28 protein-coding genes are annotated in these 24,214 nt (G+C 60.3%); 17 read left to right on the top strand and 11 right to left on the bottom strand.

Annotation, left to right across the window (positions count from 1 at the left end; translation table 11 throughout):
- Positions 1 to 95 precede the first annotated feature (95 nt).
- The 6 genes from hemA (at position 96) to ABTV29_RS04550 (ending at position 5,457) form a co-directional block, all read left to right on the top strand.
- Positions 96 to 1,385: a glutamyl-tRNA reductase gene (gene hemA, locus ABTV29_RS04525; protein WP_433769014.1), complete on the top strand. Its 1,290-nt coding sequence runs from the start codon at positions 96 to 98 to the stop codon at positions 1,383 to 1,385.
- On the top strand, positions 1,382 to 2,464 hold the full coding sequence (gene prfA / locus ABTV29_RS04530; protein ID WP_110964863.1) for a peptide chain release factor 1: 1,083 nt from the start codon (positions 1,382 to 1,384) through the stop codon (positions 2,462 to 2,464). Before hemA ends, prfA begins: the two co-directional genes overlap by 4 nt.
- Positions 2,465 to 3,295, top strand: coding sequence for a peptide chain release factor N(5)-glutamine methyltransferase (gene prmC, locus ABTV29_RS04535; RefSeq protein WP_433769015.1), 831 nt, complete (start codon positions 2,465 to 2,467; stop codon positions 3,293 to 3,295).
- Positions 3,289 to 4,044: a molybdopterin-synthase adenylyltransferase MoeB gene (locus ABTV29_RS04540; RefSeq protein WP_433769016.1), complete on the top strand. Its 756-nt coding sequence runs from the start codon at positions 3,289 to 3,291 to the stop codon at positions 4,042 to 4,044. Before prmC ends, ABTV29_RS04540 begins: the two co-directional genes overlap by 7 nt.
- Positions 4,037 to 4,828: a glutamate racemase gene (gene murI, locus ABTV29_RS04545; protein ID WP_433769017.1), complete on the top strand. Its 792-nt coding sequence runs from the start codon at positions 4,037 to 4,039 to the stop codon at positions 4,826 to 4,828. The genes ABTV29_RS04540 and murI overlap by 8 nt, the downstream gene beginning before the upstream one ends.
- A gap of 110 nt (positions 4,829 to 4,938) precedes the next feature.
- Positions 4,939 to 5,457 carry an acyloxyacyl hydrolase gene (locus tag ABTV29_RS04550; protein WP_433769018.1) on the top strand — a complete coding sequence of 173 codons (519 nt, stop codon included), beginning with the start codon at positions 4,939 to 4,941 and terminating at the stop codon, positions 5,455 to 5,457.
- Between the two features lie 132 nt (positions 5,458 to 5,589).
- Here ABTV29_RS04550 and ABTV29_RS04555 read toward each other — a convergent pair whose 3' ends face one another.
- The 6 genes from ABTV29_RS04555 to ABTV29_RS04580 all read right to left on the bottom strand — a co-directional run bounded on the left by ABTV29_RS04555 (position 5,590) and on the right by ABTV29_RS04580 (position 11,472).
- The gene (locus ABTV29_RS04555) at positions 5,590 to 5,895 is read right to left on the bottom strand and encodes a YkgJ family cysteine cluster protein (RefSeq protein WP_433769019.1); all 306 of its coding nucleotides are present in this window, start codon (positions 5,893 to 5,895) and stop codon (positions 5,590 to 5,592) included.
- A gap of 97 nt (positions 5,896 to 5,992) precedes the next feature.
- Positions 5,993 to 6,775 carry an SDR family NAD(P)-dependent oxidoreductase gene (locus tag ABTV29_RS04560; protein ID WP_433769020.1) on the bottom strand — a complete coding sequence of 261 codons (783 nt, stop codon included), beginning with the start codon at positions 6,773 to 6,775 and terminating at the stop codon, positions 5,993 to 5,995.
- Between the two features lie 126 nt (positions 6,776 to 6,901).
- Positions 6,902 to 8,344: a deoxyribodipyrimidine photo-lyase gene (gene phrB / locus ABTV29_RS04565; RefSeq protein ID WP_433769021.1), complete on the bottom strand. Its 1,443-nt coding sequence runs from the start codon at positions 8,342 to 8,344 to the stop codon at positions 6,902 to 6,904.
- 13 nt (positions 8,345 to 8,357) lie between these two features.
- The gene (locus tag ABTV29_RS04570; protein ID WP_433769022.1) at positions 8,358 to 9,299 is read right to left on the bottom strand and encodes a MerR family transcriptional regulator; all 942 of its coding nucleotides are present in this window, start codon (positions 9,297 to 9,299) and stop codon (positions 8,358 to 8,360) included.
- Complete coding sequence (locus ABTV29_RS04575) at positions 9,299 to 10,258, bottom strand: 2-thiouracil desulfurase family protein (protein ID WP_433769023.1); 960 nt, start codon at positions 10,256 to 10,258, stop codon at positions 9,299 to 9,301. The genes ABTV29_RS04570 and ABTV29_RS04575 overlap by 1 nt, the downstream gene beginning before the upstream one ends.
- 227 nt (positions 10,259 to 10,485) lie before the next feature.
- Entirely contained in the window at positions 10,486 to 11,472 is a 987-nt protein-coding gene (locus ABTV29_RS04580; RefSeq protein ID WP_433769024.1) for an NAD(P)/FAD-dependent oxidoreductase, read from the bottom strand.
- 197 nt (positions 11,473 to 11,669) lie between these two features.
- Here ABTV29_RS04580 and ABTV29_RS04585 point away from each other — a divergent pair, with 197 nt between their 5' ends.
- The gene (locus tag ABTV29_RS04585) at positions 11,670 to 12,572 is read left to right on the top strand and encodes a TIGR01777 family oxidoreductase (RefSeq protein WP_433769025.1); all 903 of its coding nucleotides are present in this window, start codon (positions 11,670 to 11,672) and stop codon (positions 12,570 to 12,572) included.
- A gap of 13 nt (positions 12,573 to 12,585) precedes the next feature.
- Positions 12,586 to 13,608, top strand: coding sequence for a ferrochelatase (hemH, locus tag ABTV29_RS04590; RefSeq protein WP_433769026.1), 1,023 nt, complete (start codon positions 12,586 to 12,588; stop codon positions 13,606 to 13,608).
- 101 nt (positions 13,609 to 13,709) lie between these two features.
- On the opposite strand, the gene ABTV29_RS04595 is transcribed toward hemH, so the two are convergent.
- Positions 13,710 to 14,984, bottom strand: coding sequence for a uracil-xanthine permease family protein (locus tag ABTV29_RS04595; protein ID WP_433769027.1), 1,275 nt, complete (start codon positions 14,982 to 14,984; stop codon positions 13,710 to 13,712).
- Between the two features lie 2 nt (positions 14,985 to 14,986).
- Positions 14,987 to 15,625 (bottom strand): uracil phosphoribosyltransferase, encoded by a 639-nt coding sequence (gene upp / locus ABTV29_RS04600; RefSeq protein ID WP_096509110.1) that lies wholly within the window; start codon positions 15,623 to 15,625, stop codon positions 14,987 to 14,989.
- A gap of 177 nt (positions 15,626 to 15,802) precedes the next feature.
- Between upp and ABTV29_RS04605 the strand changes: the two genes are divergently transcribed.
- The 4 genes from ABTV29_RS04605 to ABTV29_RS04620 all read left to right on the top strand — a co-directional run bounded on the left by ABTV29_RS04605 (position 15,803) and on the right by ABTV29_RS04620 (position 17,824).
- Positions 15,803 to 16,360, top strand: a complete 558-nt coding sequence (locus ABTV29_RS04605; protein WP_433769028.1) for a hypoxanthine-guanine phosphoribosyltransferase — start codon at positions 15,803 to 15,805, stop codon at positions 16,358 to 16,360.
- 3 nt (positions 16,361 to 16,363) lie between these two features.
- Positions 16,364 to 16,837 (top strand): WbuC family cupin fold metalloprotein, encoded by a 474-nt coding sequence (locus ABTV29_RS04610; protein WP_433769029.1) that lies wholly within the window; start codon positions 16,364 to 16,366, stop codon positions 16,835 to 16,837.
- Positions 16,838 to 16,987: 150 nt separating this feature from the next.
- Complete coding sequence (locus tag ABTV29_RS04615) at positions 16,988 to 17,473, top strand: hypothetical protein (protein ID WP_433769030.1); 486 nt, start codon at positions 16,988 to 16,990, stop codon at positions 17,471 to 17,473.
- 63 nt (positions 17,474 to 17,536) lie between these two features.
- Positions 17,537 to 17,824 (top strand): PA4642 family protein, encoded by a 288-nt coding sequence (locus ABTV29_RS04620; protein ID WP_433769031.1) that lies wholly within the window; start codon positions 17,537 to 17,539, stop codon positions 17,822 to 17,824.
- Positions 17,825 to 17,898: 74 nt separating this feature from the next.
- Here the strand turns inward: ABTV29_RS04620 and mqo are convergent, their stop codons facing one another.
- Both mqo and ABTV29_RS04630 read right to left on the bottom strand, forming a co-directional pair.
- The gene (mqo, locus tag ABTV29_RS04625; protein ID WP_433769032.1) at positions 17,899 to 19,410 is read right to left on the bottom strand and encodes a malate dehydrogenase (quinone); all 1,512 of its coding nucleotides are present in this window, start codon (positions 19,408 to 19,410) and stop codon (positions 17,899 to 17,901) included.
- 747 nt (positions 19,411 to 20,157) lie between these two features.
- Positions 20,158 to 20,391, bottom strand: a complete 234-nt coding sequence (locus ABTV29_RS04630; RefSeq protein WP_433769033.1) for a hypothetical protein — start codon at positions 20,389 to 20,391, stop codon at positions 20,158 to 20,160.
- A 204-nt stretch (positions 20,392 to 20,595) separates the two neighbouring features.
- On the opposite strand from ABTV29_RS04630, the gene ABTV29_RS04635 reads away from it, so the two are divergent.
- A complete protein-coding gene (locus ABTV29_RS04635) occupies positions 20,596 to 21,180 on the top strand; it encodes a YajG family lipoprotein (RefSeq protein WP_433769034.1) in 585 nt (194 codons plus the stop codon).
- A 231-nt stretch (positions 21,181 to 21,411) separates the two neighbouring features.
- Positions 21,412 to 21,690 (top strand): hypothetical protein, encoded by a 279-nt coding sequence (locus ABTV29_RS04640; RefSeq protein ID WP_433769035.1) that lies wholly within the window; start codon positions 21,412 to 21,414, stop codon positions 21,688 to 21,690.
- Between the two features lie 39 nt (positions 21,691 to 21,729).
- Here ABTV29_RS04640 and ABTV29_RS04645 read toward each other — a convergent pair whose 3' ends face one another.
- Positions 21,730 to 22,893: a 1-acyl-sn-glycerol-3-phosphate acyltransferase gene (locus ABTV29_RS04645; RefSeq protein ID WP_433769036.1), complete on the bottom strand. Its 1,164-nt coding sequence runs from the start codon at positions 22,891 to 22,893 to the stop codon at positions 21,730 to 21,732.
- Positions 22,894 to 23,034: 141 nt separating this feature from the next.
- Between ABTV29_RS04645 and ABTV29_RS04650 the strand changes: the two genes are divergently transcribed.
- From ABTV29_RS04650 to ABTV29_RS04660, 3 genes are read left to right on the top strand one after another with little or no spacing between them, the layout of a single operon-like run.
- Positions 23,035 to 23,217, top strand: a complete 183-nt coding sequence (locus ABTV29_RS04650) for a CPXCG motif-containing cysteine-rich protein (RefSeq protein WP_101161926.1) — start codon at positions 23,035 to 23,037, stop codon at positions 23,215 to 23,217.
- An 8-nt stretch (positions 23,218 to 23,225) separates the two neighbouring features.
- Positions 23,226 to 23,486, top strand: coding sequence for a putative signal transducing protein (locus tag ABTV29_RS04655; RefSeq protein WP_433769037.1), 261 nt, complete (start codon positions 23,226 to 23,228; stop codon positions 23,484 to 23,486).
- A gap of 36 nt (positions 23,487 to 23,522) precedes the next feature.
- Positions 23,523 to 24,146, top strand: coding sequence for an SOS response-associated peptidase (locus ABTV29_RS04660; protein ID WP_433769038.1), 624 nt, complete (start codon positions 23,523 to 23,525; stop codon positions 24,144 to 24,146).
- Positions 24,147 to 24,214: the final 68 nt, after the last annotated feature.

A 24,214-nucleotide genomic window follows, 5' to 3' on the forward strand; every position in this document is an offset into this window, starting at 1 on the left:
GGCGATCTCTACCGGGGTGATAGATATCGGGTAGTTGTCCTGAATCTGACGAAGTAGGACAATTGCCGGCTTCACGTCACCATCAGCGACTTTGAATGGCCTTCCTCGCACTCGGTATTAACCACAAGACTGCTTCAGTAGACGTCCGCGAGCGCGTGGCCTTTACCCCTGAGCAGCTGGTTGAGGCCTTGCAGCAGCTCTGCCGACTCACCGACAGCCGCGAAGCTGCGATCCTCTCCACCTGCAATCGCAGTGAACTCTATATAGAACAGGATCACCTGTCGGCCGATATCGTGCTGCGCTGGCTGGCCGAATATCATCAATTGAGCCTCGAAGAGCTGCGCGCGAGCAGTTATGTGCACGAAGATGATGCGGCAGTTCGTCACATGATGCGCGTCGCTTCCGGGCTCGACTCGCTGGTGCTGGGCGAACCGCAGATTCTCGGCCAGATGAAATCGGCCTACGCCGTGGCCCGCGAAGCCGGCACCATCGGGCCGTTGCTCGGGCGGCTGTTCCAGGCCACGTTCAACGCAGCCAAGCAAGTCCGTACCGACACCGCCATCGGCGAAAACCCGGTGTCCGTGGCGTTTGCCGCGGTCAGCCTGGCAAAACAGATTTTCAGCGACCTGCAACGCAGCCAGGCCCTGTTGATTGGCGCTGGCGAGACCATCACCCTGGTCGCCCGCCACCTGCATGACCTCGGGGTAAAACGCATCGTCGTGGCCAACCGCACGCTGGAGCGCGCCAGCATCCTGGCCGAACAGTTCGGCGCTCATGCGGTGCTGTTGTCCGACATTCCCGCTGAGCTGGTGCGCAGCGACATCGTGATCAGTTCGACCGCTAGCCAATTGCCGATCCTTGGCAAGGGCGCCGTCGAAAGTGCGCTGAAACTGCGCAAGCACAAGCCGATCTTCATGGTGGATATCGCCGTTCCACGGGATATCGAGCCTGAAGTCGGCGAGTTGGACGACGTTTACCTCTACAGCGTCGACGATCTCCACGAAGTGGTCGCCGAGAACCTCAAGAGCCGCCAGGGCGCCGCGCAAGCCGCGGAGGAAATGGTCTCGGTCGGTGCTGAGGATTTCATGGTTCGCCTGCGCGAACTGGCGGCGGTCGACGTGCTCAAGGCCTATCGTCAACAAAGCGAGCGCTTGCGCGACGAAGAACTGCAAAAGGCCCAGCGCCTGCTGGCCAATGGCGCCAGCGCCGAAGAAGTGCTGGTGCAACTGGCCCGAGGCCTGACCAACAAACTGTTGCACGCCCCAAGCGTGCAGTTGAAAAAGCTCTCTGCCGAAGGGCGCCTCGATGCGCTGGCGATGGCCCAGGAACTCTTTGCCCTCAATGAGGGCTCATCGGAAAGCTTTTCGGAAAAGAAATCGCAATGAAAGCGTCACTGCTCAATAAGCTGGATGTCCTCCAGGATCGTTTCGAAGAATTGACCGCCCTGCTGGGCGACGGCGAGGTCATTTCCGATCAGGCCAAATTCCGTACCTATTCCAAGGAATACGCGGAAGTCGAGCCGATTGTCGAAACCTATAAACAGTTGGTCAAAGTGCAGGGCGATCTCGAAGGCGCCCAGGCCCTGCTCAAGGACAGCGACCCGGACATGCGCGAGATGGCCGTGGAAGAAGTCCGCGAAGCCAAGGAGCAACTGGTCGAACTGGAAGCCAGCCTGCAACGCATGTTGCTGCCCAAGGACCCGAACGACGGACGCAACGTGTTCCTCGAAATCCGCGCCGGCACCGGTGGCGACGAGGCGGCGATCTTCTCCGGCGACCTGTTCCGCATGTATTCGCGCTATGCCGAGCGTCGTGGCTGGCGCGTGGAAATCCTCTCGGAAAACGAGGGTGAGCACGGCGGCTATAAAGAAGTCATTGCCCGGGTCGAAGGCGAAAACGTCTACGGCAAACTGAAGTTCGAATCCGGCGCCCATCGCGTGCAACGGGTCCCGGCGACAGAGTCCCAAGGGCGCATCCATACTTCGGCCTGCACCGTGGCCGTGTTGCCCGAGCCGGACGAACAGGAAGCGATCGAGATCAACCCGGCGGACCTGCGGATCGATACCTATCGCTCCTCCGGTGCCGGTGGTCAGCACGTCAACAAGACCGACTCGGCAATCCGCATCACCCACTTGCCATCCGGCATCGTGGTCGAGTGCCAGGAAGAACGTTCGCAGCACAAGAACCGTGCGCGGGCGATGGCCTGGCTGTCGGCCAAGCTCAACGACCAGCAGACCAGCGCCGCGGCCAATGCCATCGCCAGCGAGCGCAAGTTGCTGGTGGGTTCCGGTGACCGCTCCGAGCGTATCCGTACCTACAACTTTGCCCAGGGCCGGGTGACCGACCATCGGGTCAACCTGACCCTGTACTCCCTCGACGAAATCCTCGCCGGTGGTGTCGAGGCGGTGATCGAGCCGCTGCTGGCCGAATACCAGGCCGATCAACTGGCAGCGATAGGTGAGTAAATGACGATCATCGCCAGTCTGTTGCGTGCCGCCGAATTGCCTGACTCGCCCACCGCGCGTCTGGATGCCGAATTGTTGCTGGCGGCAGCGTTGGGCAAGTCCCGCAGCTTTTTGCACACCTGGCCGGAACGTATCGTGCCGAGTGAAGCGGCATTGACCTTCGCCAATTACCTGCAGCGCCGCCGCAGCGGTGAGCCGGTGGCTTACATTCTGGGGCAGCAGGGTTTCTGGAAGCTCGACCTGGAAGTCGCACCGCACACGCTGATCCCGCGCCCGGACACCGAGTTGCTGGTGGAGGCCGCCCTCGAACTGTTGCCTGCCACACCGGCCAGGGTCCTGGACCTCGGCACCGGCAGCGGCGCGATCGCATTGGCGTTGGCCAGCGAGCGTCCGGCCTGGAAGGTCACGGCAGTGGACCGCGTTCCCGAAGCGGTGGCCCTGGCCGAGCGCAATCGCCAGCGCCTGAATTTGAATAACGCCACAGTGCTCAGCAGTCACTGGTTCAGTGCGCTGCAAGGCCAGCGTTTTCAGTTGATCATCAGCAACCCGCCCTACATCGCCGCCGCCGATCCGCACCTGGTCGAAGGTGATGTGCGCTTCGAGCCGGCCAGTGCCCTGGTGGCCGGTGTCGACGGTCTCGACGATCTGCGTTTGATCGTTGCCCAGGCACCGGATCATCTGGAGGCCGGTGGCTGGTTGATGCTCGAACACGGTTACGATCAGGCCGATGCAGTGCGCGACCTGCTGCTGACTCGCGGCTTTGAAGAAGTCCACAGCCGCACCGACCTGGGCGGCCACCAACGCATCAGTCTGGGGCGCCTGCCGTGCTGAATGATCAGGAATTGCTGCGTTACAGCCGACAGATCCTGTTGGCGCACATCGACATCGACGGTCAGTTGCGGCTAAAAGACAGTCGCGTACTGATTGTCGGCCTCGGTGGTCTCGGCGCACCGGTGGCGCTGTACCTGGCGGCGGCGGGTGTCGGCGAGTTGCACCTGGCGGACTTCGATACGGTCGATCTGACCAACCTGCAACGCCAGATCATTCACGACACCGACAGCGTCGGCACGACCAAAGTCGATTCGGCGATCAAGCGCCTGACGGCCATCAATCCCGAAGTCCGGCTCGTGGCCCATCGCGCTGCCCTGGATGAAGACTCGCTGGCGGCGGTCGTGGCCGGGGTGGATCTGGTCCTCGACTGTTCCGACAACTTTTCCACCCGTGAAGCGGTCAATGCCGCTTGCGTCGGGGCCGGCAAGCCGCTGGTCAGCGGTGCGGCGATTCGCCTTGAAGGGCAGTTGTCGGTGTTCGACCCGCGCCGCCCGGAAAGCCCGTGCTACCACTGTTTGTATGGGCACGGCAGCGAGGCCGAGCTGACCTGCAGCGAAGCCGGTGTCGTCGGCCCGCTGGTAGGCCTGGTGGGCAGCTTGCAGGCGCTCGAAGCCCTGAAGTTGCTGGCCGGATTCGGCGAGCCGCTGGTGGGGCGCTTGTTGTTGATCGATGCGTTGGGCTCGCGCTTCCGTGAATTGCGGGTCAAGCGTGATCCGGGTTGCAGCGTCTGTGGGCCAACGCATGCGTGAAGCGCCGATTGGCGTATTCGATTCCGGTGTCGGCGGGCTTTCGGTGCTGGCCGAGATCCAGCGCTTGCTGCCCAACGAATCGCTTTTGTACGTCGCCGATTGCGGCAACATTCCCTACGGTGAGAAAACCCCGGAATTCATCCAGCAGCGTTGCAGCGTCATCGCCGACTTTTTTCAACAGCAGGGCGCCAAGGCCCTGGTGCTGGCCTGCAACACCGCGACTGTGGCGGGTGTCGCCGACCTGCGACGCGAATACCCCCAGTGGCCCATCGTCGGCATGGAGCCGGCGGTCAAGCCGGCCGCAGCCGCCACCCGCAGCGGCGTGGTCGGCGTGCTGGCGACGACAGGCACGTTGCAGAGCGCCAGGTTTGCGGCGTTGCTCGACCGTTTCGCCAACGATGTGCAAGTGATCACCCAGCCTTGCCCCGGGCTGGTAGAACTCATCGAGAGCGGCGATCTGCATAGCCCCGCCTTGCGCCAGTTACTGGAAAACTACGTTCGGCCGCTGCTTGCAGCAGGCGCCGACACCATCATTCTTGGCTGCACCCATTACCCTTTTCTCAGGCCGCTGCTCAAGCAGATGATCCCCGATGACATCAGCCTGATCGACACCGGCGCCGCCGTTGCACGGCAACTTCAACGCTTGCTGGCCGAGCGCGAACTGCTCGCCGACGGACCTGCGCGAGCTGCGCGGTTCTGGAGCAGTGCCGATCCTGAGCACTTCACAAATATATTGCCAATCCTGTGGCATAACTCTGGCGTTGTGCAAAGCTTGCAAAGGTAGTTTGGGGAAACCGAAAAAGAGGTGAACTTCTGATTTACCGTCGACTTCTATAGCTGTGAGCGTCAAGCAACAATAAAACCAAACGAAATCGTTCGGAAAAGGATGTTTCTATGAAGCGACTATTCTGCTTGGCCGCGATTGCGGCCGCATTGATGGGGCAAAGTTTTACGGCACAGGCGGCAGGGGTGGAGTTCGGGGTCGGTCAGACCAGTGATTCGACCATGACTTATCGTCTGGGCATGCAGTTCGATTGGGACAAGAGCTGGTGGCAGAGCGACGTCGGTCGACTGACCGGTTACTGGAGCGGCGCCTATACCTACTGGGAAGGTGACGAGTCCTCCAGCAACCACAGCCTGTCATTCTCGCCTGTGTTCGTTTATGAGTTTTCCGGCCAGAACGTCAAACCCTACGTTGAACTTGGGGTCGGCGTGGCGCTGTTTGCCAATACCGAGGTTGAAAACAACCAGCTTGGCAGCGCCTTTCAGTTTGAAGACCGTTTCGGCTTCGGCCTGCGCTTTGCCGGCGGACATGAAGTCGGTGTTCGCGCGACACACTATTCCAATGCCGGGATGACCAATCCGAACGACGGTGTAGAGAGTTACTCATTGCATTACACGATGCCGCTGTAAGCAGAATCCCCCTGTAGGAGCGAGCCTGCTCGCGATGGTCGTCAACGAATACGCGTGTTTGCTGGTTACACGCGGCGCTCTTGAGTCCATCGCGAGCAGGCTCGCTCCTACAGGGGAGGCGTTGCTTGGATTTCAGCGATACGCCGTCGAAATCCCCTGGCGTTCATCGAGGCATTCCGGCGCGCCCATTTCGAATTCCCGGCAGATCAGCGGGCGTTTTTCGTAGATGGTGCACATCATCGTGTCGCGATCCAGCGCGGCACACCAGCCGTCGTCCAGGCGCAGCATGACTTCCCCGCCCCACTCATCGGTATCGATATAGCGCTCGGGTACGCCTGTATCGGTGATCAGCATCACTTCGAGCTGGCAGCAGCAAGCCGCGCAGGTCGAACACGTCACGGCCGACTCGGCAATTTGCAGATGGGGAATGGTTTTCATGGCGCGCAGTGTAAGGCACGCCGTCGACAGTGTGTGAAAGCTCTGACGGACGCCCGGCCGCGCCCATCAGGCTTGCTTCATGCCCTTATGGAGCTGCTCACGGCGAGTCCATGATCGGTGGGCTGCTGCGTACCATGCTTTTACCGATCGTCAGCTCTGTCTTGCAGGGCAATTTCGCCATCGGCCATAGCTCGGCGACAGTCGTCCCCGAGAAGTGAATCTCCAGAGGACGGTTTTTGAGTTTTTCAAAGATATAGCGTGCGGCCTTGGCAGCCGGCCAGAGGAAAGGGGCCAACGGGTCTTTTTTGGCGACGGGCGATATGTCGAGCGCGCCGGGGCTGACCACGGTGACTTCGACCCCATCCGATGCAACGTCCAGGCGCATGGACTCGAACAGGTAACGCAAGCCTGCTCGGGAATTGCCATAAGCTTCGGCCCGGGGGAGCGGCAGGTAGGTGACCGGGCTGGCCAGGCCCACCAGGTGAGGTGCGGTTCCGGCGCGCAACAACGGCAACGCCGCTTCAACGCAATAGCTGCTGGCAAGCAGGTTGGTACGTACCACGTGCTCGACGATCGAGGCATCGAACTGTTTGGCATCCACGTATTCGCATGTACCGGCATTGAGAATCAGCGTGTCCAGCGAGCCCCAGATCTCGGCAATCTGCTCGCTTGTTTCACGTACCGTCTGACTGTTGGTCATATCGCCAGCCAGCACCAGCACTTGCCCCGGATAGCGTTGAGACAAGACTTTCAATGGCGCCAGTGAGCGTGAGCTGACGGCCAGATGGGCGCCGGTTTTCAGTATCTCTTCGGCCAGCGAGGCGCCCAGGCCGTTGCTCGCTCCGGTCAGCCAATATCGTCGTGGAGGCGTAATACTCATCCCGTGCTCCTTTTCGACCGAGGGTTGCCCCGATCCCATATCGATAAAAGATCCAGACACAGTGGCCCGCCATTGAAGCATTGCAGATGGCCATGAAATTCCTGGCGTCGGGTCAATTGCCAGCTGTTATTCATATGCACCTCCGGCGCTTTGGCGTGACGGCAGGTTCTTGAACGCGGCAAGGGCCCGTGCGCGGGAAGCGTGCAGGTCGACAATCGGCGACGGGTAATCCGCGACGCCGAACAGACCGCTGACCTGCGGATTATGGACTTCTTTTTTGTTCAACCCTGCCAGCTCCGGCAGCCAGGACTTGATGAATATGCCCTGTTCGTCGAATTTTTCCGACTGGCTCAGCGGGTTGAAAATACGGAAGTAGGGTGCCGCATCGGTGCCGGTCGATGAGCTCCATTGCCAACCGCCATTATTGGCTGCCAGGTCGCCATCAATCAGGTGGCGCATGAAAAAGCGCTCGCCTTCTCGCCAGTCGATCAGCAGGTTTTTGGTCAGGAACATTGCCACGATCATGCGCAGGCGATTGTGCATCCAGCCGGTTTCCAGCAACTGGCGCATGGCCGCGTCAATGATCGGCAGCCCGGTGCGGGCCTCCTGCCAGGCAGCGAGCTCATCCGGCGCATCGCGCCAGGCCAGGGCTTCGGTTTCCGGGCGAAATGCGCGGTGGCGGGACACCCTGGGGTAACCCACCAGAATGTGCTTGTAGAACTCGCGCCACAGCAGCTCATTGATCCAGGTAACCGCGCCGACGTTGCCGCTTTCGAATTCCCCTTGATTGCTCGAAAGCGCGGCGTGCAGGCACTGGCGCGGGGAAATCACGCCGGCGGCGAGATAGGCCGACAGTTGGCTGGTGCCGGGTTTCGCCGGGAAGTCCCGTTCGGCCTGGTAGTGGGCGATCTGAGCGTCGGTAAAGCTGTCGAGGCGGCGTCTTGCTTCAATCTCGCCGGCCGGCCACAGCGCGCGCAGGTGCTCGGAGGGTGGGGCAAAACCCTTGATCCGGGTGGGGATCTCGTCGCCGGAAATCTTCAACGGCTTTCGTGCCGTGGGTGCTTTCACCAGCCGCGGCAACGAATGGTGCAGACGTTCGTAGCAGACCTTTCGGAACTGACTGAAGACCTGAAAGTACGTACCGGTTTTGGTCAGCACGCTGCCAGGCTGGAACAGCAGCTGATCGAGATAGCTGTGGACGGCAATGCCTTCGCCTTGCAGTTTGTCGGTCACCGCCTTATCGCGCCGGCTTTCATGGACGCCGTATTCCTCGTTGAAATGCACGGCATCGATCTTCAGTTGCCGGCACAGATCGAGCAGCACCGCTGGCGCCTGATCCCAGTGCTCGGCCGAGCGGATCAACAGGGGAATGTTCAGTTCGCCCAGCGCCTGGCTCAGCTGCGTCAGATTACGTAGCCAGAAATCCACCTTGCACGGTGCATCGTCGTGTTCCAGCCATTGCCCGGGGCTCAGCAGATACACCGCAACGCAGGGGCCCACCGCGGCTGCGGCCGAGAGGGCGGTGTTGTCATTTACGCGCAAGTCGCCGCGTAGCCAGATCAATTGCATGCAAACGTCCACATTAAATGAGCCCACGCTGAATGAGTGCCTGGTGTGCCAACAACGGGTCTTCAGCCAGGTACAACTCGGCAGTTACGGAAGTTCTTTCGGACAACTCGGCGTGGTGGATACACACCGTTGGTCCGGCGATCATTTTTGGGCAGCTGACGCCATTCAAAAGTTTCGTCAGCTGCGCCAGGTTCATGGCTTTGCTGGAATACAGCAGTACGCCCCGGGGTTGCAGGTGATCCACCGCCAGCGCCAGTTCGCCGGCGGGCAGTGGCCAGTCGAACACTTCCACCGGGCAATCGGCGCTGCTGATCAACCAGGCGGTGAGCCACAGATGCGGTTCCAGCGGCAGGTCGGAGTGATTGATCAACAGCAGGGGCGAAGTGTGTAACTGGCGGTTGTTATGGTAGATGCGCGCGCCAAATTTGCTGCGTAGCCAGGAATAAAAAAATACCCGCTCCATCTGTGCGCCGAACTGGCCTTGCCAGCGTTGCTCCAGATCCGCCAGCAAGGGCATCAGCAGCTGCTCGCACAAGGTCCGTGGCGGGTACAGCGCGATGGTTTGATTGAGGGTGTCGTCAAGGGTGCGCTCGGCCAGATGCGTCACCGCTTGCAGCAATGTCTGACGCAGCCGTTGCCAATCGTTTTCCACCGATTCGCTGATGGCCTGCGGGGTGTCGAGCAATTGCTTGACCTGGCTGACGGCGACGCCTCGGTTGAGCCAGGTGAGAATCGTCAGGATGCGTTGCACATGTTCGGCCGAGAACAGTCGATGGCCCTTGGGCGTGCGCTGCGGCACGATCAAGCCATAGCGCCGTTCCCAGGCACGCAGGGTGATGGCATTGACGCCCGTCCTTCGCGCGACTTCACGAATGGGAAGCCAGCCTTCGTCGAGGGCTTTGCGAAAGTCCGTGCCGAGGTCTTCGCTGGCGCTGCGGTCGGGTAGGGCGTTCATTAAATGGCGTTTCGCAAACTGAGGTTTTCCGGGTGCGGTTGCAGGTAGACCTGCTGCGCAATGTAGGGATCCGGGTGCTGGCGAAAGTGATGCTTGAGCAGTGTCAGCGGCACCACCAGCGGCACGATGCCGTGACGATACTGGCCGATGACGTGCTGAACTTCCTGTTTATCCTCGGCGCTGATCGCCTGTTTAAGATAGCCGCTGAGGTGTTGAAGGACATTGCTGTGTGTGCCCCGCGTGGCGCATCGTTTCAGGGCTGTCATCAGTTCGCTGAAGTAACGCGGACCCAGTATCTGCGGATCGCTGTGGCCCATGTTGCCCAGCAGGTTGCCCAGTGTTTTGTATTGCACCGGGTTATGCGCCATCAGCAGGTACTTGTAGCGCGAATGAAAGTCCGTGAGGCCACGACGGCTCAAGCCTTCTTGCAGCAGTTGCTGCCAGGCGTGGTAGGCGAATACGCGGGTGAGGAAGTTTTCTCGCAGTACCGGGTCGTTCAGCCGACCGTCCTCTTCCACCGGCAAATCAGGACGCGAGTCGCAAAAGGCCTGGGCGTAGATGCCCTGGCCGCCACGGTCCAGCAGTGCGCCGTTGGCGTGGTAGACCTTGACCCGCTCCACTCCACAGGATGGAGACTGCTGCATGAAGATGTAGCCGCAGATATCGCCCAGTTCCGCTGCCATGTGCTGGCCGTATTCGGCCAGTGGCCGGGTGACGTTGAGCTGGGGATTGACCGTGCCGAGCGCCTGGGGCTGATCCACATCCTCCACCAGCCGGATCGGTTCACGAGGAATGCCCAGGCCGATGGCGACTTCCGGACAGACCGGCACGAAATCGAAGTAATCGGTAAGGGTCTGGCTGCATAGCCGTGATGCCTTGTGCCCGCCGTTGTAGCGCACCTCGGCCCCCATCAGGCAGGCGCTGATGGCGATTTTCGGCTTGGTGGCGGGCAGGGGCATGGAAGCACCTCGGAATCAAAAACCTGTACAGGCCTCTTTGTCTGTACAACTCAGGTTCATCATAGATTCAAAGGTGTGCAAGTCAAATTTTTTGTATAAGTTTTTAAACACCCTGTAGGAGCGAGCTTGCTCGCGATGAACGGGAAGGCAGCGTTGGTTTCCACAACGTGCGCGTTACCGTTAATGACCATCGCGAGCAAGCTCGCTCCTACAGGGATTGATGTGGTTCATTGCAAATGCTCATGCAACCGGCGTGCGGCTTCCTGGCCGCTGAGCCAGGCGCCTTCCACGCGCCCCGACAGGCACCAGTCGCCACACGCGTACAGGCCCAGATCGGCATCGGCCAGGGTGCCCCATTCATGGTTGCTGTTGGGGCGGGCGTAGAGCCAGCGGTGGGCGAGGCTGAAGCTCGGTGCGGGCATGGCGCTGTGCAGCAGTTCGGCGAAGGCACCGTGCAATTGTTCGATCACGGCTTCCTTGGGCAGGTCGATGTGCTGGCGGCTCCAGGCGCTGGTGGCATGCAGTACCCAGGTGTCCATCGTATTGTCGCGTCCGGGTTTGCTGCGGTTGCGTGCCAGCCAGTCGAGAGGGCTGTCTTGCAGGAAGCAGCCTTCCATGGGGGTGTCCAGCGGGGTTTCGAACGCCAGGGCGACTGCCCAGGTCGGGTCCATTTTTACCCCGGCGGCGGCACCGGCAAGCTTCGGCGCGGAGGCCAGCAAGGCGGTTGCCTGCGGTGCGGGCGTGGCGACCACGACGTGGCTGAAGGGCCCGTGGGTAAAGCCTTCGGCGTCCTGTAAGTGCCAGTGTTCTTCACCTCGATACACTTCGGTGATCCGGCAGGCGAAATGCACTTCGAGATCACCGAGCAGGGCGCGGGTGATCGCGCTCATGCGCGGCGTACCGACCCAGCGCGTCTGCTCGTCCGGCGACAGATCGAGCCGGCCACCGTGGTAGGTGTACAGCTGCGGCGTCCATTCGGCGACCCAGCCTTTGGCTTGCCAGCGCTGGACTTCGGTGACGAAGCGGCGGTCGCGAGCAGTGAAGTATTGCGCCCCCATGTCCAGAACACCCGCATCGCTGCGCTTGCTCGACATACGTCCGCCACTGCCGCGGCTTTTATCGAAAAGTTGCACGACATGCCCTGCATCTGTCAGGGCTTGGGCGGCTGAGAGCCCGGCTATGCCGGTGCCGATGATTGCGATAGGTACAGTCATAAGGGCCTCGTTTACCTTTCTGTACAGACTACGCGGGGGTTAAAACCTGTACATTTTTGTTATGTGGTACAACTTTTTGCGTTCTCGTTCCGACAGCTTGGCCTATTGTTAAACACAGAGTCTGCCCGATATCAAAGATCCCTTGCTTATAAAAATAGACTAGTGATCAGGGTAAAACGCCACGCGAGGAAGAAGTCATGCACATATTGCTGACCGGCGGTACTGGTTTGATAGGACGTCAGCTCTGTCGGCACTGGTTGGGTCAGGGGCATCGGTTGACTGTCTGGAGTCGCACGCCGTCCAAAGTGGCCAAAATCTGTGGTGCTAAAGTGCGGGGTATCGCTCGCCTGGAAGATGTGGGGCAGGAGCCGGTCGATGCCATCGTCAATCTCGCTGGCGCACCAATTGCCGATCGCCCATGGACGCACAAGCGCAAGGCGTTGTTGTGGAGCAGCCGCATCACCCTGACGGAAACCCTGTTGGCCTGGCTCGAAAGCCGGGAGCAGAAACCACGGGTGATGATTTCCGGATCCGCCGTGGGCTGGTATGGCGACGGCGGCGAGCGTGAACTGACCGAAGAATCGCCACCGGTGATCGATGATTTCGCCAGCCAGTTGTGCATCGCCTGGGAGGAAACCGCCCAGCGCGCCGAAGCCTTGGGTATTCGCGTGATACTCATCCGCACGGGGCTGGTGCTATCCGCCGAGGGCGGCTTTTTGTCGCGGCTGTTATTGCCGTTCAAACTGGGGCTGGGCGGGCCTATCGGCAATGGTCGGCAATGGATGCCGTGGATCCATATCAACGATCAAATCGCCCTGATCGATTTTCTTCTGCATCGCAATGAAGCCAACGGTCCCTATAATGCCTGCGCGCCAAAGCCGGTACGCAATCGCGAGTTTGCCAAAACCCTGGGCAGCGTGTTGCACCGCCCGGCGTTCATGCCGATGCCGGCGATTGCGTTGAAGGTCGGGTTGGGCGAGTTGTCGTTGCTGCTGTTGGGTGGCCAGCGAGCCACGCCGGCTCGCCTGCTCAAGATGGGTTTCATTTTCCAGTTCACTGATTTGCGCGCGGCCCTGGACGATCTGTCCAGCCGCCTCTGAAATAGGACGTTGCATGACCGATCACGCGTTGCTCCTGGTCAACCTGGGCTCACCGGCCTCCACCTCGGTGGCGGATGTGCGCAGCTACCTCAATCAGTTTCTGATGGATCCCTACGTGATCGATCTGCCATGGCCGGTGCGGCGCTTGCTGGTGTCATTGATTCTGTTCAAGCGACCCGAGCAGTCGGCCCACGCCTATGCCTCGATCTGGTGGGAGGAGGGCTCGCCGCTGGTGGTGCTCAGCCGGCGCCTGCAACAGGCCATGACCACGCAATGGCATCACGGTCCGGTTGAACTGGCGATGCGTTACGGCCAGCCGTCCATTGAATCGGCACTGTTGCGTCTGGTCGACCAGGGTCACAAGCGCATCACCCTCGCGCCGCTTTATCCACAGTTCGCCGACAGCACCACGACCACCGTGATCGAGGAAGCCAGGCGGGTTGTGCGCGAGAAGAAGCTCAATGTGCAACTGTCGGTGCTCCAGCCTTTCTACGATCAACCGGAATACCTCGATGCCCTGGTGGCCACGGCCAGCCCTTACCTGCAACAGGATTACGATCACCTGTTGCTGAGCTTCCACGGGTTGCCGGAGCGACACCTGACGAAACTCAACCCGGGCCACCGCTTCGATGGCGAAAGCGACTGTTGCGCCGGCGCACCACCGCAGGTGGTTGCCACCTGTTATCGCGGCCAGTGCCTGCGTACCGCCAGGGAGTTTGCCAAGCGCATGGGCCTGCCGGACGGCAAGTGGTCGGTGTCTTTCCAGTCGCGCCTGGGGCGCGCCAAGTGGATCGAACCCTACACCGAAGCGCGGCTCGATGAGCTGGCCAAGAACGGCGTGAAGAAGGTGCTGGTGATGTGCCCGGCATTCGTTGCCGATTGCATCGAGACCCTGGAAGAGATTGGTGATCGCGGGCTGGAGCAGTTCCGCGAAGCGGGAGGGGAGGAGTTGGTGCTGGTGCCTTGTCTTAACGATGACCCGCGGTGGGCACAGGCGTTGAGTACTTTATGTGAGCGAGCGCCGTTGGTGCTTTAAACGCATCGCGGGCAAGCCCGCTCCCACAGGTTTTGTATGGACCTTGTGGGAGCGGGCTTGCCCGCGATAGCGATGTCACAGTCACAAAAAAACTTGAACCGTTACAACAACGACTCATCCGCCTTCTTGTGCTTCCAGCTGTCATTGCCCGGCAGAATCAGGTTCAGCGCAATCGCCACCACCGCGCACAGCGCGATGCCTTTGAGGCCGAAGTCGTCCGGACCGGTACCGGTGCCGACCAGTACGCCGCCAATCCCGAACACCAGCGTCACCGAGACGATCACCAGATTGCGTGCTTCGCCCAGATCGATCTTGTGGCGGATCAGTGTGTTCATGCCAACGGCCGCGATCGAACCGAACAGCAGGCAGAGAATTCCGCCCATCACCGGCACCGGAATGCTCTGCAGCAGTGCGCCGAATTTGCCGATGAACGCCAGGCTAATGGCGAAGATCGCCGCCCAGGTCATGATTTTCGGGTTGTAGTTCTTGGTCAGCATCACCGCGCCGGTCACTTCGGCATAGGTGGTGTTGGGCGGGCCGCCGAACAGGCCGGCGGCGGTGGTGGCGATGCCGTCACCAAGCAGGGTGCGATGCAGTCCCGGCTTCTTCAGGTAATCGCGACCGGTCACGCTGCCCACCGCAATCACACCGCCGATGTGCTCGATGGCCGGAGCCAGCGCCACGGGGACGATGAACAGGATCGCCTGCCAGTTGAATTCCGGTGCGGTGAAGTTCGGCAGGGCGAACCAGGGGGCCGCGGCGATCTTCGCGGTGTCGACCACCCCGAAATAGAACGACAGGGCAAACCCCACCAGTACGCCGGAAATGATCGGTACCAGGCGGAAGATACCTTTGCCGAACACCGCCACGATCAAGGTGGTCAGCAGCGCTGGCATCGAGATCAGCATCGCGGTCTGGTAGTGGATCAGCTCGGAGCCGTCGCCAGCCTTGCCCATCGCCATGTTGGCGGCGATCGGTGCCATGGCCAGGCCGATGGAAATGATCACGGGACCAATCACCACGGGCGGCAGCATGCGGTCGATGAAACCGGTGCCTTTGATCTTCACGGCCAGGCCGAGGAAGGTATAGACGAAACCGGCCGCCATCACGCCGCCCATGGTCGCTGCCAGGCCGAACTGACCCTTGGCGAGAATGATCGGGGTGATGAAGGCAAAGCTCGACGCCAGGAACACCGGCACCTGACGCCCGGTGACGATCTGGAACAGAATCGTCCCAAGACCTGCGGTAAACAGTGCCACGTTCGGGTCAAGGCCGGTGATCAGTGGCATCAGTACCAGGGCGCCAAAGGCCACGAACAGCATCTGCGCGCCGGACAGCACCGTGCGCCAGAGCGGATCGTTGAACTCATCCTGCATGGTTACGCGTCCTTCTGCTTGGTGCCGAAGATCTTGTCACCGGCATCGCCCAGGCCCGGGATGATGTAGCCATGTTCGTTGAGTTTCTGATCGATGGAAGCGGTGTAGATGGTGACGTCCGGGTGGGCCTTCTCGACCACGGCAATGCCTTCCGGCGCGGCGACCAGCACCATGGCGCGGATATCCTTGCAGCCGGCTTTTTTCAGCAGGTCGATGGTTGCGACCATCGAACCGCCGGTGGCGAGCATCGGGTCGATGATCATGGCCAGGCGCTCGTCGATTTCCGGTACCAGTTTTTCCAGGTAGGTGTGGGCTTCGAGGGTTTCCTCGTTGCGGGCCACGCCCACGGCGCTGACTTTGGCGCCCGGGATCAGGCTGAGCACGCCTTCAAGCATGCCGATACCGGCGCGCAGGATCGGCACCACGGTAATTTTCTTGCCGGCGATTTTTTCCACCGACACGGTGCCGCACCAACCCTCGATATCGTAGGTTTCCAGCGGCAGGTCTTTGGTGGCTTCATAGGTCAGCAGGGCGCCGACTTCCTGAGCGAGCTCACGGAAATTCTTGGTGCTGATGTCTGCGCGGCGCATAAGGCCAAGTTTGTGACGGATCAGCGGATGGCGGATCTCGAGGATGGGCATGGGGAAAGGCTCCGGCGGCGGGCAAAAAAACCGGCCTAGATTAATCTATCCGTGGGTGTTGTCCTATAGACATTACTGTACGTTAGTCCACAAACGCTTGATCTGGCCGTTCGGGATGCGTACCTTTGCCCGCTTTTCCGAAATCGACCCTCCCCCCAGACCCCCTTGGAGAGCGCCATGTCCGCTAATCTCGAGCATATCCGTCAAATCATGCGAGAGGCTGACTGCCTGTACACCGAAGCTGAAGTCGAGGCGGCCATCGCCCGCGTCGGTGCGCAAATCAATGAAGAACTGGCGGACAGCAACCCGGTGGTGTTCTGTGTGATGAACGGCGGGCTGATTTTCTCCGGCAAGCTGCTGACCCATCTGAATTTTCCGCTGGAATCGTCCTACCTGCACGCCACCCGCTATCGCAACGAAACCAGCGGCGGTGAGCTGTTCTGGAAAGCCAAGCCGGAAATCTCGTTCATCGACCGTGACGTACTGATCATCGACGATATCCTCGATGAAGGTCACACCCTGGGCGCGATCATCGACTTCTGCAAACACGCCGGCGCGCGTAAAGTGCACACCGCCGTCCTGATCGACAAGAACCACGACCGCAAGGCTCGCCCGGACCTGAAGGCCGATTTCGTCGGTTTGCCGTGCATCGACCGCTACATCTTCGGTTACGGCATGGACTACAAAGGCTACTGGCGTAACGCCAACGGGATTTTTGCCGTTAAAGGAATGTAAGCAATGGCTACCCCGAGCTTTTTTGATCAAGCGCTGTTTGCTGAATTGGCCGAGAAAGCCGGGGCCAATCCTCGTGGACGCCAGCACCACAACTTCCACCAGATGGAAGATGCCTGTCACCGCATGGCGGTCGGGCTGCAACCGGGCACCTATATTGCGCCTCACCGCCACTTGGGGGAAGACAAGGCCGAAACCTTGCTGGTCCTCAAGGGGCGCCTTGGGCTGTTGATTTTTGATGAGACCGGCGCAGTGGTGAAAAAGCAGATCCTGCAGGCCGGTGGTGACTGTGTCGGTGTGGATCTGCCGACCGGGGTGTTCCACGGTCTGGTGGTATTGGAAGCCGACAGTTTGATGTTCGAGTGCAAGGCTGGCCCTTATCGCCCGGTCGGCGAAGGTGAGCTGGCCCATTGGGCTCCCCGTGAAGGCGAGCCGGGTGTTGCTGAATATCACGCCTGGATGCGCGCGCAGTTCGATTGACTTTTACCCTGTAGGAGCGAGCTCGCTCGCGATGGACGTGAACGATTACGCGTGCTGTCTGCATGCAGGAGTCGCCTTCAAGATCATCGCGAGCAAGCTCGCTCCTACAGGTGCATGCTAGAGTGCTCGGCCCCGTTTCCGGAGCCTGTCATGAGCCCTTTGATCCGCTGCTGCGCCGCCCTGTTGCTGACCCTCAGCCTGCCCCTGGCCGCCGCCCCGGCGCCGATGCATGGGCAATACCTGCCGCCGGATGACCTGACCCTGCGTGACGCAGAGCCCGAGCAGCAACAGCTGTTGCAAGTCACCGAATATTCGGTGGTGGTCGGCAGTCAGCGCCAGTCCAACCAGCAACCGATCCCGGTCACTTCGCCGTTGTTGATCCGCCTCAAGGGCAAATCCCTGAACAAGGGCGCAACGATCAGTCAGGTACTGGTTAATTTCGATGGCGAGAGCAAAAGCCTGAAAAAGCCGGTCTACGACGACCAAAGCAAGACACTGACCCTTTACTACCCGCTGGCTCAGTACCGGGTAATCATCGATCTGCTGCGTAATGACACGGTGTATTGCCAGTTCCTCAGCTACGCCAATGGCCATGTCTGGGCCGATCTGCATACCGCTAGCGTTCGTCCGCGTTGAGTGCCGGGCCCGCGCAGGGGTAAACTGCCCGCCCCGTGAAATGTCTGCGAGCTGGAGTCGGCAATGCGTAAAGATAAGAAACAAGTGATTGGTGACGAGATCGGCGATGAGCAGATCAAGTTGTTCCTCGATTTCGAACCGGTCGACGCCACTTCGCCTTCGTTGCACAAACTGATCAAGGCCTACCGTGGCTTGCGCATCGACGATTTCGAGCGTTTCCTGACGTTCTTCATCGAGGCCGGTTATGACGTGAACGGCAAGGACGAGCACGGCAATGACTTCGTTGCCCTGATCCAGGACCAGCGCAACGCACCGGATTACATCGAGCTGATCCAGAAGGCTCGCGGTTAAGATCCGCGATCTTTCAAAGGCGTAAAAAAACGCCCCGGCCTCAATGAGGGCGGGGCGTTTTTATTGGGGCCGAATCAAGCGTAGCTTTCGGTTTCGCTGCTGGCTTCAACCAGTTCCAGTGCGACGTTGTTCTGCGCGTTGATCTTGCGATACAGCGCAGCGTCGGTTTCCAGGACTTTTTCGCGAGCCGGGAAGATTTCCGCCAGTTTGGCAGCCCATTCGCCGGAGGCTTTGCCCGGGAAGCATTTTTCGATCAGTTCCAGCATGATCGAAACGGTCACCGATGCACCCGGGGACGCACCGAGCAGGGCGGCAAGAGAACCGTCCTTGGCCGCGACCAGTTCGGTGCCGAATTGCAGCACGCCGCCTTTTTTCGGGTCTTTCTTGATGATCTGCACCCGTTGGCCGGCCACTTCCAGGCGCCAGTCTTCGGCTTTGGCTTCCGGGTAGAAACGACGCAGGGAATCCAGGCGCTGCTCCATCGATTGCATCACTTCGCTGACCAGGTACTTGGTCAGGTCCATGTTGTTTTTCGCCACGGCCAGCATCGGGCCGATGTTGCCGGCGCGAACCGACATCGGCAGGTCCATGAAGGAGCCATGCTTGAGGAACTTGGTGGTGAAACCGGCGTATGGTCCGAACAGCAGGGACTTCTTGCCGTCGACGACACGGGTGTCCAGGTGCGGCACGGACATCGGTGGCGAACCCACGGCGGCCTGGCTGTAGACCTTGGCCTGGTGGTGCTTGACCACTTCCGGATTGTCGCAGCGCAGCCACTGGCCGCTGATCGGGAAGCCGCCGAAACCCTTGCTCTCTTCGATGCCCGAAGCCTGCAGCAGCGGCAACGCCGCGCCGCCAGCGCCGAGGAAGACGAATTTGGCATCGACTTCACGGCTGTTGCCGCTGTTGACGTCCTTGATGCTGACGGTCCAGCCGCCGCTCTTGTTGCGCTTCAGGCCGGTCACGCGCTTGCAGTACTTGACCTGGGCATCGGGTGCGCTGGTCAGGTGCTTGAGCAACTGGTTGGTCAGGGCGCCGAAGTTGACGTCGGTACCATTGATCACGCGAGTGGCGGCGAGGACTTCATCCTTCGCGCGGCCAGGCATCATCAGTGGCATCCACTCGGCCATCTTGGCTTTGTCTTCCGTGTACTCCATGTCGGAGAAGGCGTGATGCTTGCTCAGCAACTTGAAGCGTTCCTTGAGGAACGACACGCCTTTGTCGCCCTGAACGAAGCTCAGGTGCGGCACCGGACTGATGAAGGATTTGCACGAACCGAAGGTGCCTTTTTTGGTCAGGTACGACCAGAACTGCTTCGACACCTCGAACTGGGTGTTGATGTGCACGGCTTTCTTGATGTCGACTTTGCCGTCGGCAGACTGCGGCGTGTAGTTCAGCTCGCACAGGCCGGCGTGACCGGTACCGGCGTTGTTCCACGGGTTGGAACTCTCCGCGGCACCGGAATCCATCAGCTCGACGACTTCCAGCTTGATCGCGGGGTCGAGCTCTTTGAGCAGTACTGCGAGGGTGGCACTCATGATGCCGGCCCCAACCAGTACTACGTCGACTGCTTCGTTATGCGCCATTTAACGCGTCTCCAAAATCTGCAGCACCAAATTGACGGCATGGCTGCCAGGAGTGACGGGGCGTGTCTGTGTTGCCCCAGGTACCCATGGCAGGATCGCCATGTCCGAATCTTCGCAATTTTTTGCAACTTCGACGGACGCTGCCTGCCGGGTCTAATCAGAGTCCATATGAACTCATTTCGACGGGCGACTGACAATTCGACTTATGGTCGATACATCCGTTTGTGCAACCAAATCCGTAGCGGACAGGCTTCAGGCCCCGGTCGTTGTGTACTCGGGCCTGTGTCGTCGGGCTGTTGTAGACGCCAATGATGCATATCCAGACGCAAAACTATTCATTTGCTCGCCACACTCTTGTGAAGTTGTGAAAACCCGTTTTTTTCACGCTCTTTTGAAGACGTGAACCTCAAAAAGGGCTGTCCCAGCCTGGCACCGTGCCCGGAGGGTTTGCCGCCAGGGAGTGCATGGCGGGCAAATCGGGCAAACAGCTCAGTGACCGAGCGTAATGACAGCTCTGCAGATTCGCGAAAAGTGGTGGTTTTGCCTGAGGAACAGCAAGCGCGCCAGCTTCACTCGATCTGTGTGGGCGGCTCTCTGTGGGCGGTGCGGGTGTCAATTCCGGTGCGATACCAGAGCATTGACGGTGTTGCGAGGCCCGATCAGGAGACGTCCTTATAATCGGGGGGAGATTGTATCTAAGAAATGCAGGGAAATGGACGTGTTTAACGACTTTTATTAGGCGTCTGGTCAGGTGGTCAACAGTTGTCGTACCCGTGGGCGGGCTTGATGCTGGGCGACACGGGCGCTGGCGGGCAGGGGCTGGTGCAGCCAGTTGAGGCGGATTTCCTCGATTTCGACCCATCCGTCGCCCATGGGCTGGAGGCTGCACTGCTTGAATGCCTGGCAATGACCGTTGCCATCGAGCAAAGCGAAGCAGCGATGCAGTGGACGCGGTGCGAACAACGAGATGAGAAAGCGCATGGCAAATGACCTTTTGGCTAATTGCCGGCTAAGTTGTCAGGCTGTCGTGACACGCCGGTGAAAGCCGGGTGAAAAATCTGTGACAGGAACCCCGGTCTGCCAGATGTGTCAGAGATTTCAGTAATCACTGTGCGACGCTGGTTCGCCGCAGTGGCGCACCGCTATACTGCCGGCCTGTTTGTGCCTGATTATGGAGAGAAGAGCATGTTGCAACGCCTGTTGTTCGGTTTGATCACTGTGACCAGCTTGACGCTGGTCGGCTGCGCCCACAGTCCGCAACAACTGAGCCCGGAGCCGAAGCTGACCGCGCAACTTGCACCGGTCGGTCATGGTCAGCCGGTGGTGGTGCGTGTGGTGGACGGACGGCCGTCGCCAACCCTGGGCACCCGTGGCGGACTGTATCCGGAGACCAGCGCGATCACCGTGCAGGGCCAGCAGATCCTGCCAAAGCTGCAAGCTCAGGCTGAAGCTGCCGTTCGCCTGTTGGGTTTCACCCCGACAGCCAATGCGATGAACGCACCGCAACTGACCGTTACCCTGGCCGAACTGAAGTATCAGTCGCCTAAGGAGGGCATGTATGTGACCGAGGCGACCATCGGCGCGACTTTCCGCTCCGACGTGCAGAACGCCAACCGTCGCTACAGCGGCCGCTACGGCGCATCCCTGGATCAGCGTTTCGGCATGGCGCCGAACCAGGAAACCAACACCAAGCTGGTCAGCGATGTGTTGAGTGATGCGTTGACCCGCCTGTTCAAGGATCCGACCGTGGGGCAGATTCTCGGCGAATAACCTTTCGCCGGATGTAAAAAAAGCCCGGTGCCAGCGATGGCCCGGGCTTTTTCATGCCTGCCGGATATTTGCGTACATGCATCGAACAGCCATGGGCGGCGGTCAGGCAGAAAATCGGGCAACCATTGGTTAATTGTCGGAAAGAGAGGGCAGGCCGCAAGGCATTCGGTAGAATCCCGGCCGCGGTCGTCGGTCGGCGCCTGCCCTACCTGTTTTTGCTTGAGGCTTGTGATGTCGCTGCACTTGATGACGCTGTTTACCGCCCATCCCGCCAAACTGATCAATCTGCTGGCTTTGCTGTTTGCCTTCCCGGGCAGCTGGCTGCTGCACGCCACCCGTCGCCGTGAATTGCGTGCCATGGCCAGTCTCCAGGCGCAGCGCCAGAACAGTTCTGGCGAAGAACCGACACTGGACTGGGCGACCCTGCGCATGAACCGGTTTTTCTACTGCTTCGGCTTTGCCTGCATGGGGCTGGCGTTGCTGGTGTCGTGGATCAGTACACAGGTTTAATGAAAACGGCGCCCACAGGCGCCGTTTTTGTATGCGGGGTTAAAGCGGCAAGCCAGCCTTGACCCGATACTGATTGCGCACCGGCGTTGCATATTGCAGCACCAGGTAAGGACGATGTTCTTCAGGGCAGGCGTCCAGGCGTTGCTGCCATTGTTCCTGGGCCTTGGCCAATTCGTCGGCCGCGAACATCTCGGCGGCGGCAGGCACCTGCAATTGCGGGTCGGCGTCCTTCCACTGTGCATAAGCCAGGTAGTGCACCGGAAACAGGCGATAGCCGCCCAGAATCTGCTTGTCCATCTCGACCGCCAATTGCTTGGTGTCTTCATACAAGTCAGTGATCGGTGCGGCGAAGTTCACGTGCACCCGGCCCTTGTAGCCGGTAATGCCCTTGGCGATGCTCACATCGTCCTCGCCCGGCGCCTTGGTGTAGGTACCGGTGGTGGCGCGGATGTAGAGTTCGCGGGCCTTGGCCTGGTCGCACGGGTCGTATTCATAGCTGATCGACACCGGCGTCAGGTTCAGCGAGCGAATGACCTCGCCGAACGGCTCGTCCTTGCGGCTCATGTGGAACATCTTGAGAATCGCCGACTCGGTACGGTCGTCGCCGTCCTTGGCCCGACCTTCGGCCTGGGCAATCCAGATGGAAGCGCAATCGTTGCGGATCGAATGGTTGATGTAGGCCGACAGCAACTGGTAGGCCGCCATTTTTTCGCGGCGGCCGGTGATCGAGCGGTGCACGATAAAGCTCTTGTTCAGGCGCATCAGGTCGCTGACGAAGGGCTTTTGCAGTAGGTTGTCGCCGATGGCGATACGCGGTGTCGGCAGGCCGGCGTGATACACGGCGTAGTTGACGAAGGCCGGGTCCATCACGATATCGCGGTGGTTGGCGATGAACAGATAGGCGCTGCCGGACTTGAACTGCTGGACACCGGTATACGTCACCCCGTCGGTGGCGCGTTCGATGGTGTGGTCGACGTAATGCTCGACTTTATCCTGCAAGGTGGCCACCGACGTGATGCCGGCGAACTCACGGCGCAGACGATGAGCTATAAGAGGTTTGAGTGCCCAGCCCAGGGCGCCGGCAAAACGCGGAAAGCGGAAGTGGGTGAGGATATCTAAAAACGCCTTGTCGCCGAGCAGTCGTGCCAGCACTGCCGGGACTTCACTGTCGTCATAAGGTCGGATGGCATCGAATTCGCCCATCATGCTCTCTTGTTAGAAACGGCTAGGGTAAGTAAAGGTTCTGATCGAAAACCGGCAGGGCACGGTCTGAAAAGTAGCCAGACAAAAATAGCCCTGCAAATAGACCGGCGATTATACGCACAAGTCACTCGGGAGACCGCGATGCTGGAAAACGCAGTGTATGAATGTCCGTATTGTGGTGAGGAAGTCGAGACCACGCTGGATCTGTCCGGTGGAGATCAGACCTATATTGAAGACTGTCAGGTGTGCTGTCGGCCGATAACCTTTGTGTTGCAGGTTCATGAGGACGAATGGCATCTGGAAGTGTTCAGCGAGAACGAATGAAGGCCTATATGCAGCGAATCTACGAACCGGAAAACCTGATGGAAGGCGAGTTGCTGCGAGGCATGCTCGCCAGCGAGGGCATCGAGGCGCATCTGGTGGGTCGCGACCTGGTCGGAGCCAGCGGCGAGTTGCCGATTTTCGGGCTGCTGGGCCTGGCGGTGGACAACGATCAGGCCGAATACGCCCGCGAGCTGATCAGCGCGTACAATGCCGCGCTGCCGCTCCCCGGTGATGAACCCGAGAGCTTTCCGGGCACGCTGGTCTGTTAGGCTGGCCGTTCGTTTGATCAAGAGTTGTGCTGCGCCATGTGTGGACGTTACGCCCTGTTTCGCTGGAATCCCGCCTTTGCAGCCCTGCCTGGCTTCCCCGCCGACCAGCAGGCTCAGTGGAACATTTCCCCCAATGATTCGGTGTTGATCCTGCGTGCCGGCGAAGACGGGCAGCGCAACCTGGCGCGTGCGCGCTGGGGCCTGACGCCACCGTGGCTGACCGATCTGTCCCGCACCCCGGCTCATGCCCGGGCCGAAACCGTGGCCGAACAACCGATGTTCCGCGAAGCCCTGCGCCTGCGCCGTTGCCTGTTGCCGGCCAACGGGTTCTACGAATGGCGGGGCGGTACGCGCAAACGCCCGTACTGGCTGACGCCGGGGGAGGGGGCGTCGCTGTTTTTCGCGGCAATCTGGGAGGCCTATCCGGTGCAGGAACAGGTGTGGCTGAGCACGGCGGTGATCACTCAACCCGCCGCCAGTCAGCGCCGGCCGTTGATCCTTGATGCGGCGGGGCAGGAGGCCTGGCTCGATCCGCAAACGCCGTTGCATACCCTGCAAGCCCTGCTGGCCAGTGAACCTGCCGCGTTGCGCGAACGGGTGCTGGCGAACATGGTCAATGACCCGAAGCTCAATGGGCCGGAGTGCCTGACTCCGGGTTGAGGTCTTCAGCGTTTGTGCCGTCCTCATCGCGAGCAGGCTCGCTCCCACAGGGATTTGTGAGTGCCACA

This window comes from Pseudomonas putida (assembly GCF_050989985.1).
In the GTDB taxonomy this organism is placed as follows: Bacteria; Pseudomonadota; Gammaproteobacteria; order Pseudomonadales; family Pseudomonadaceae; genus Aquipseudomonas; species Aquipseudomonas putida_AI.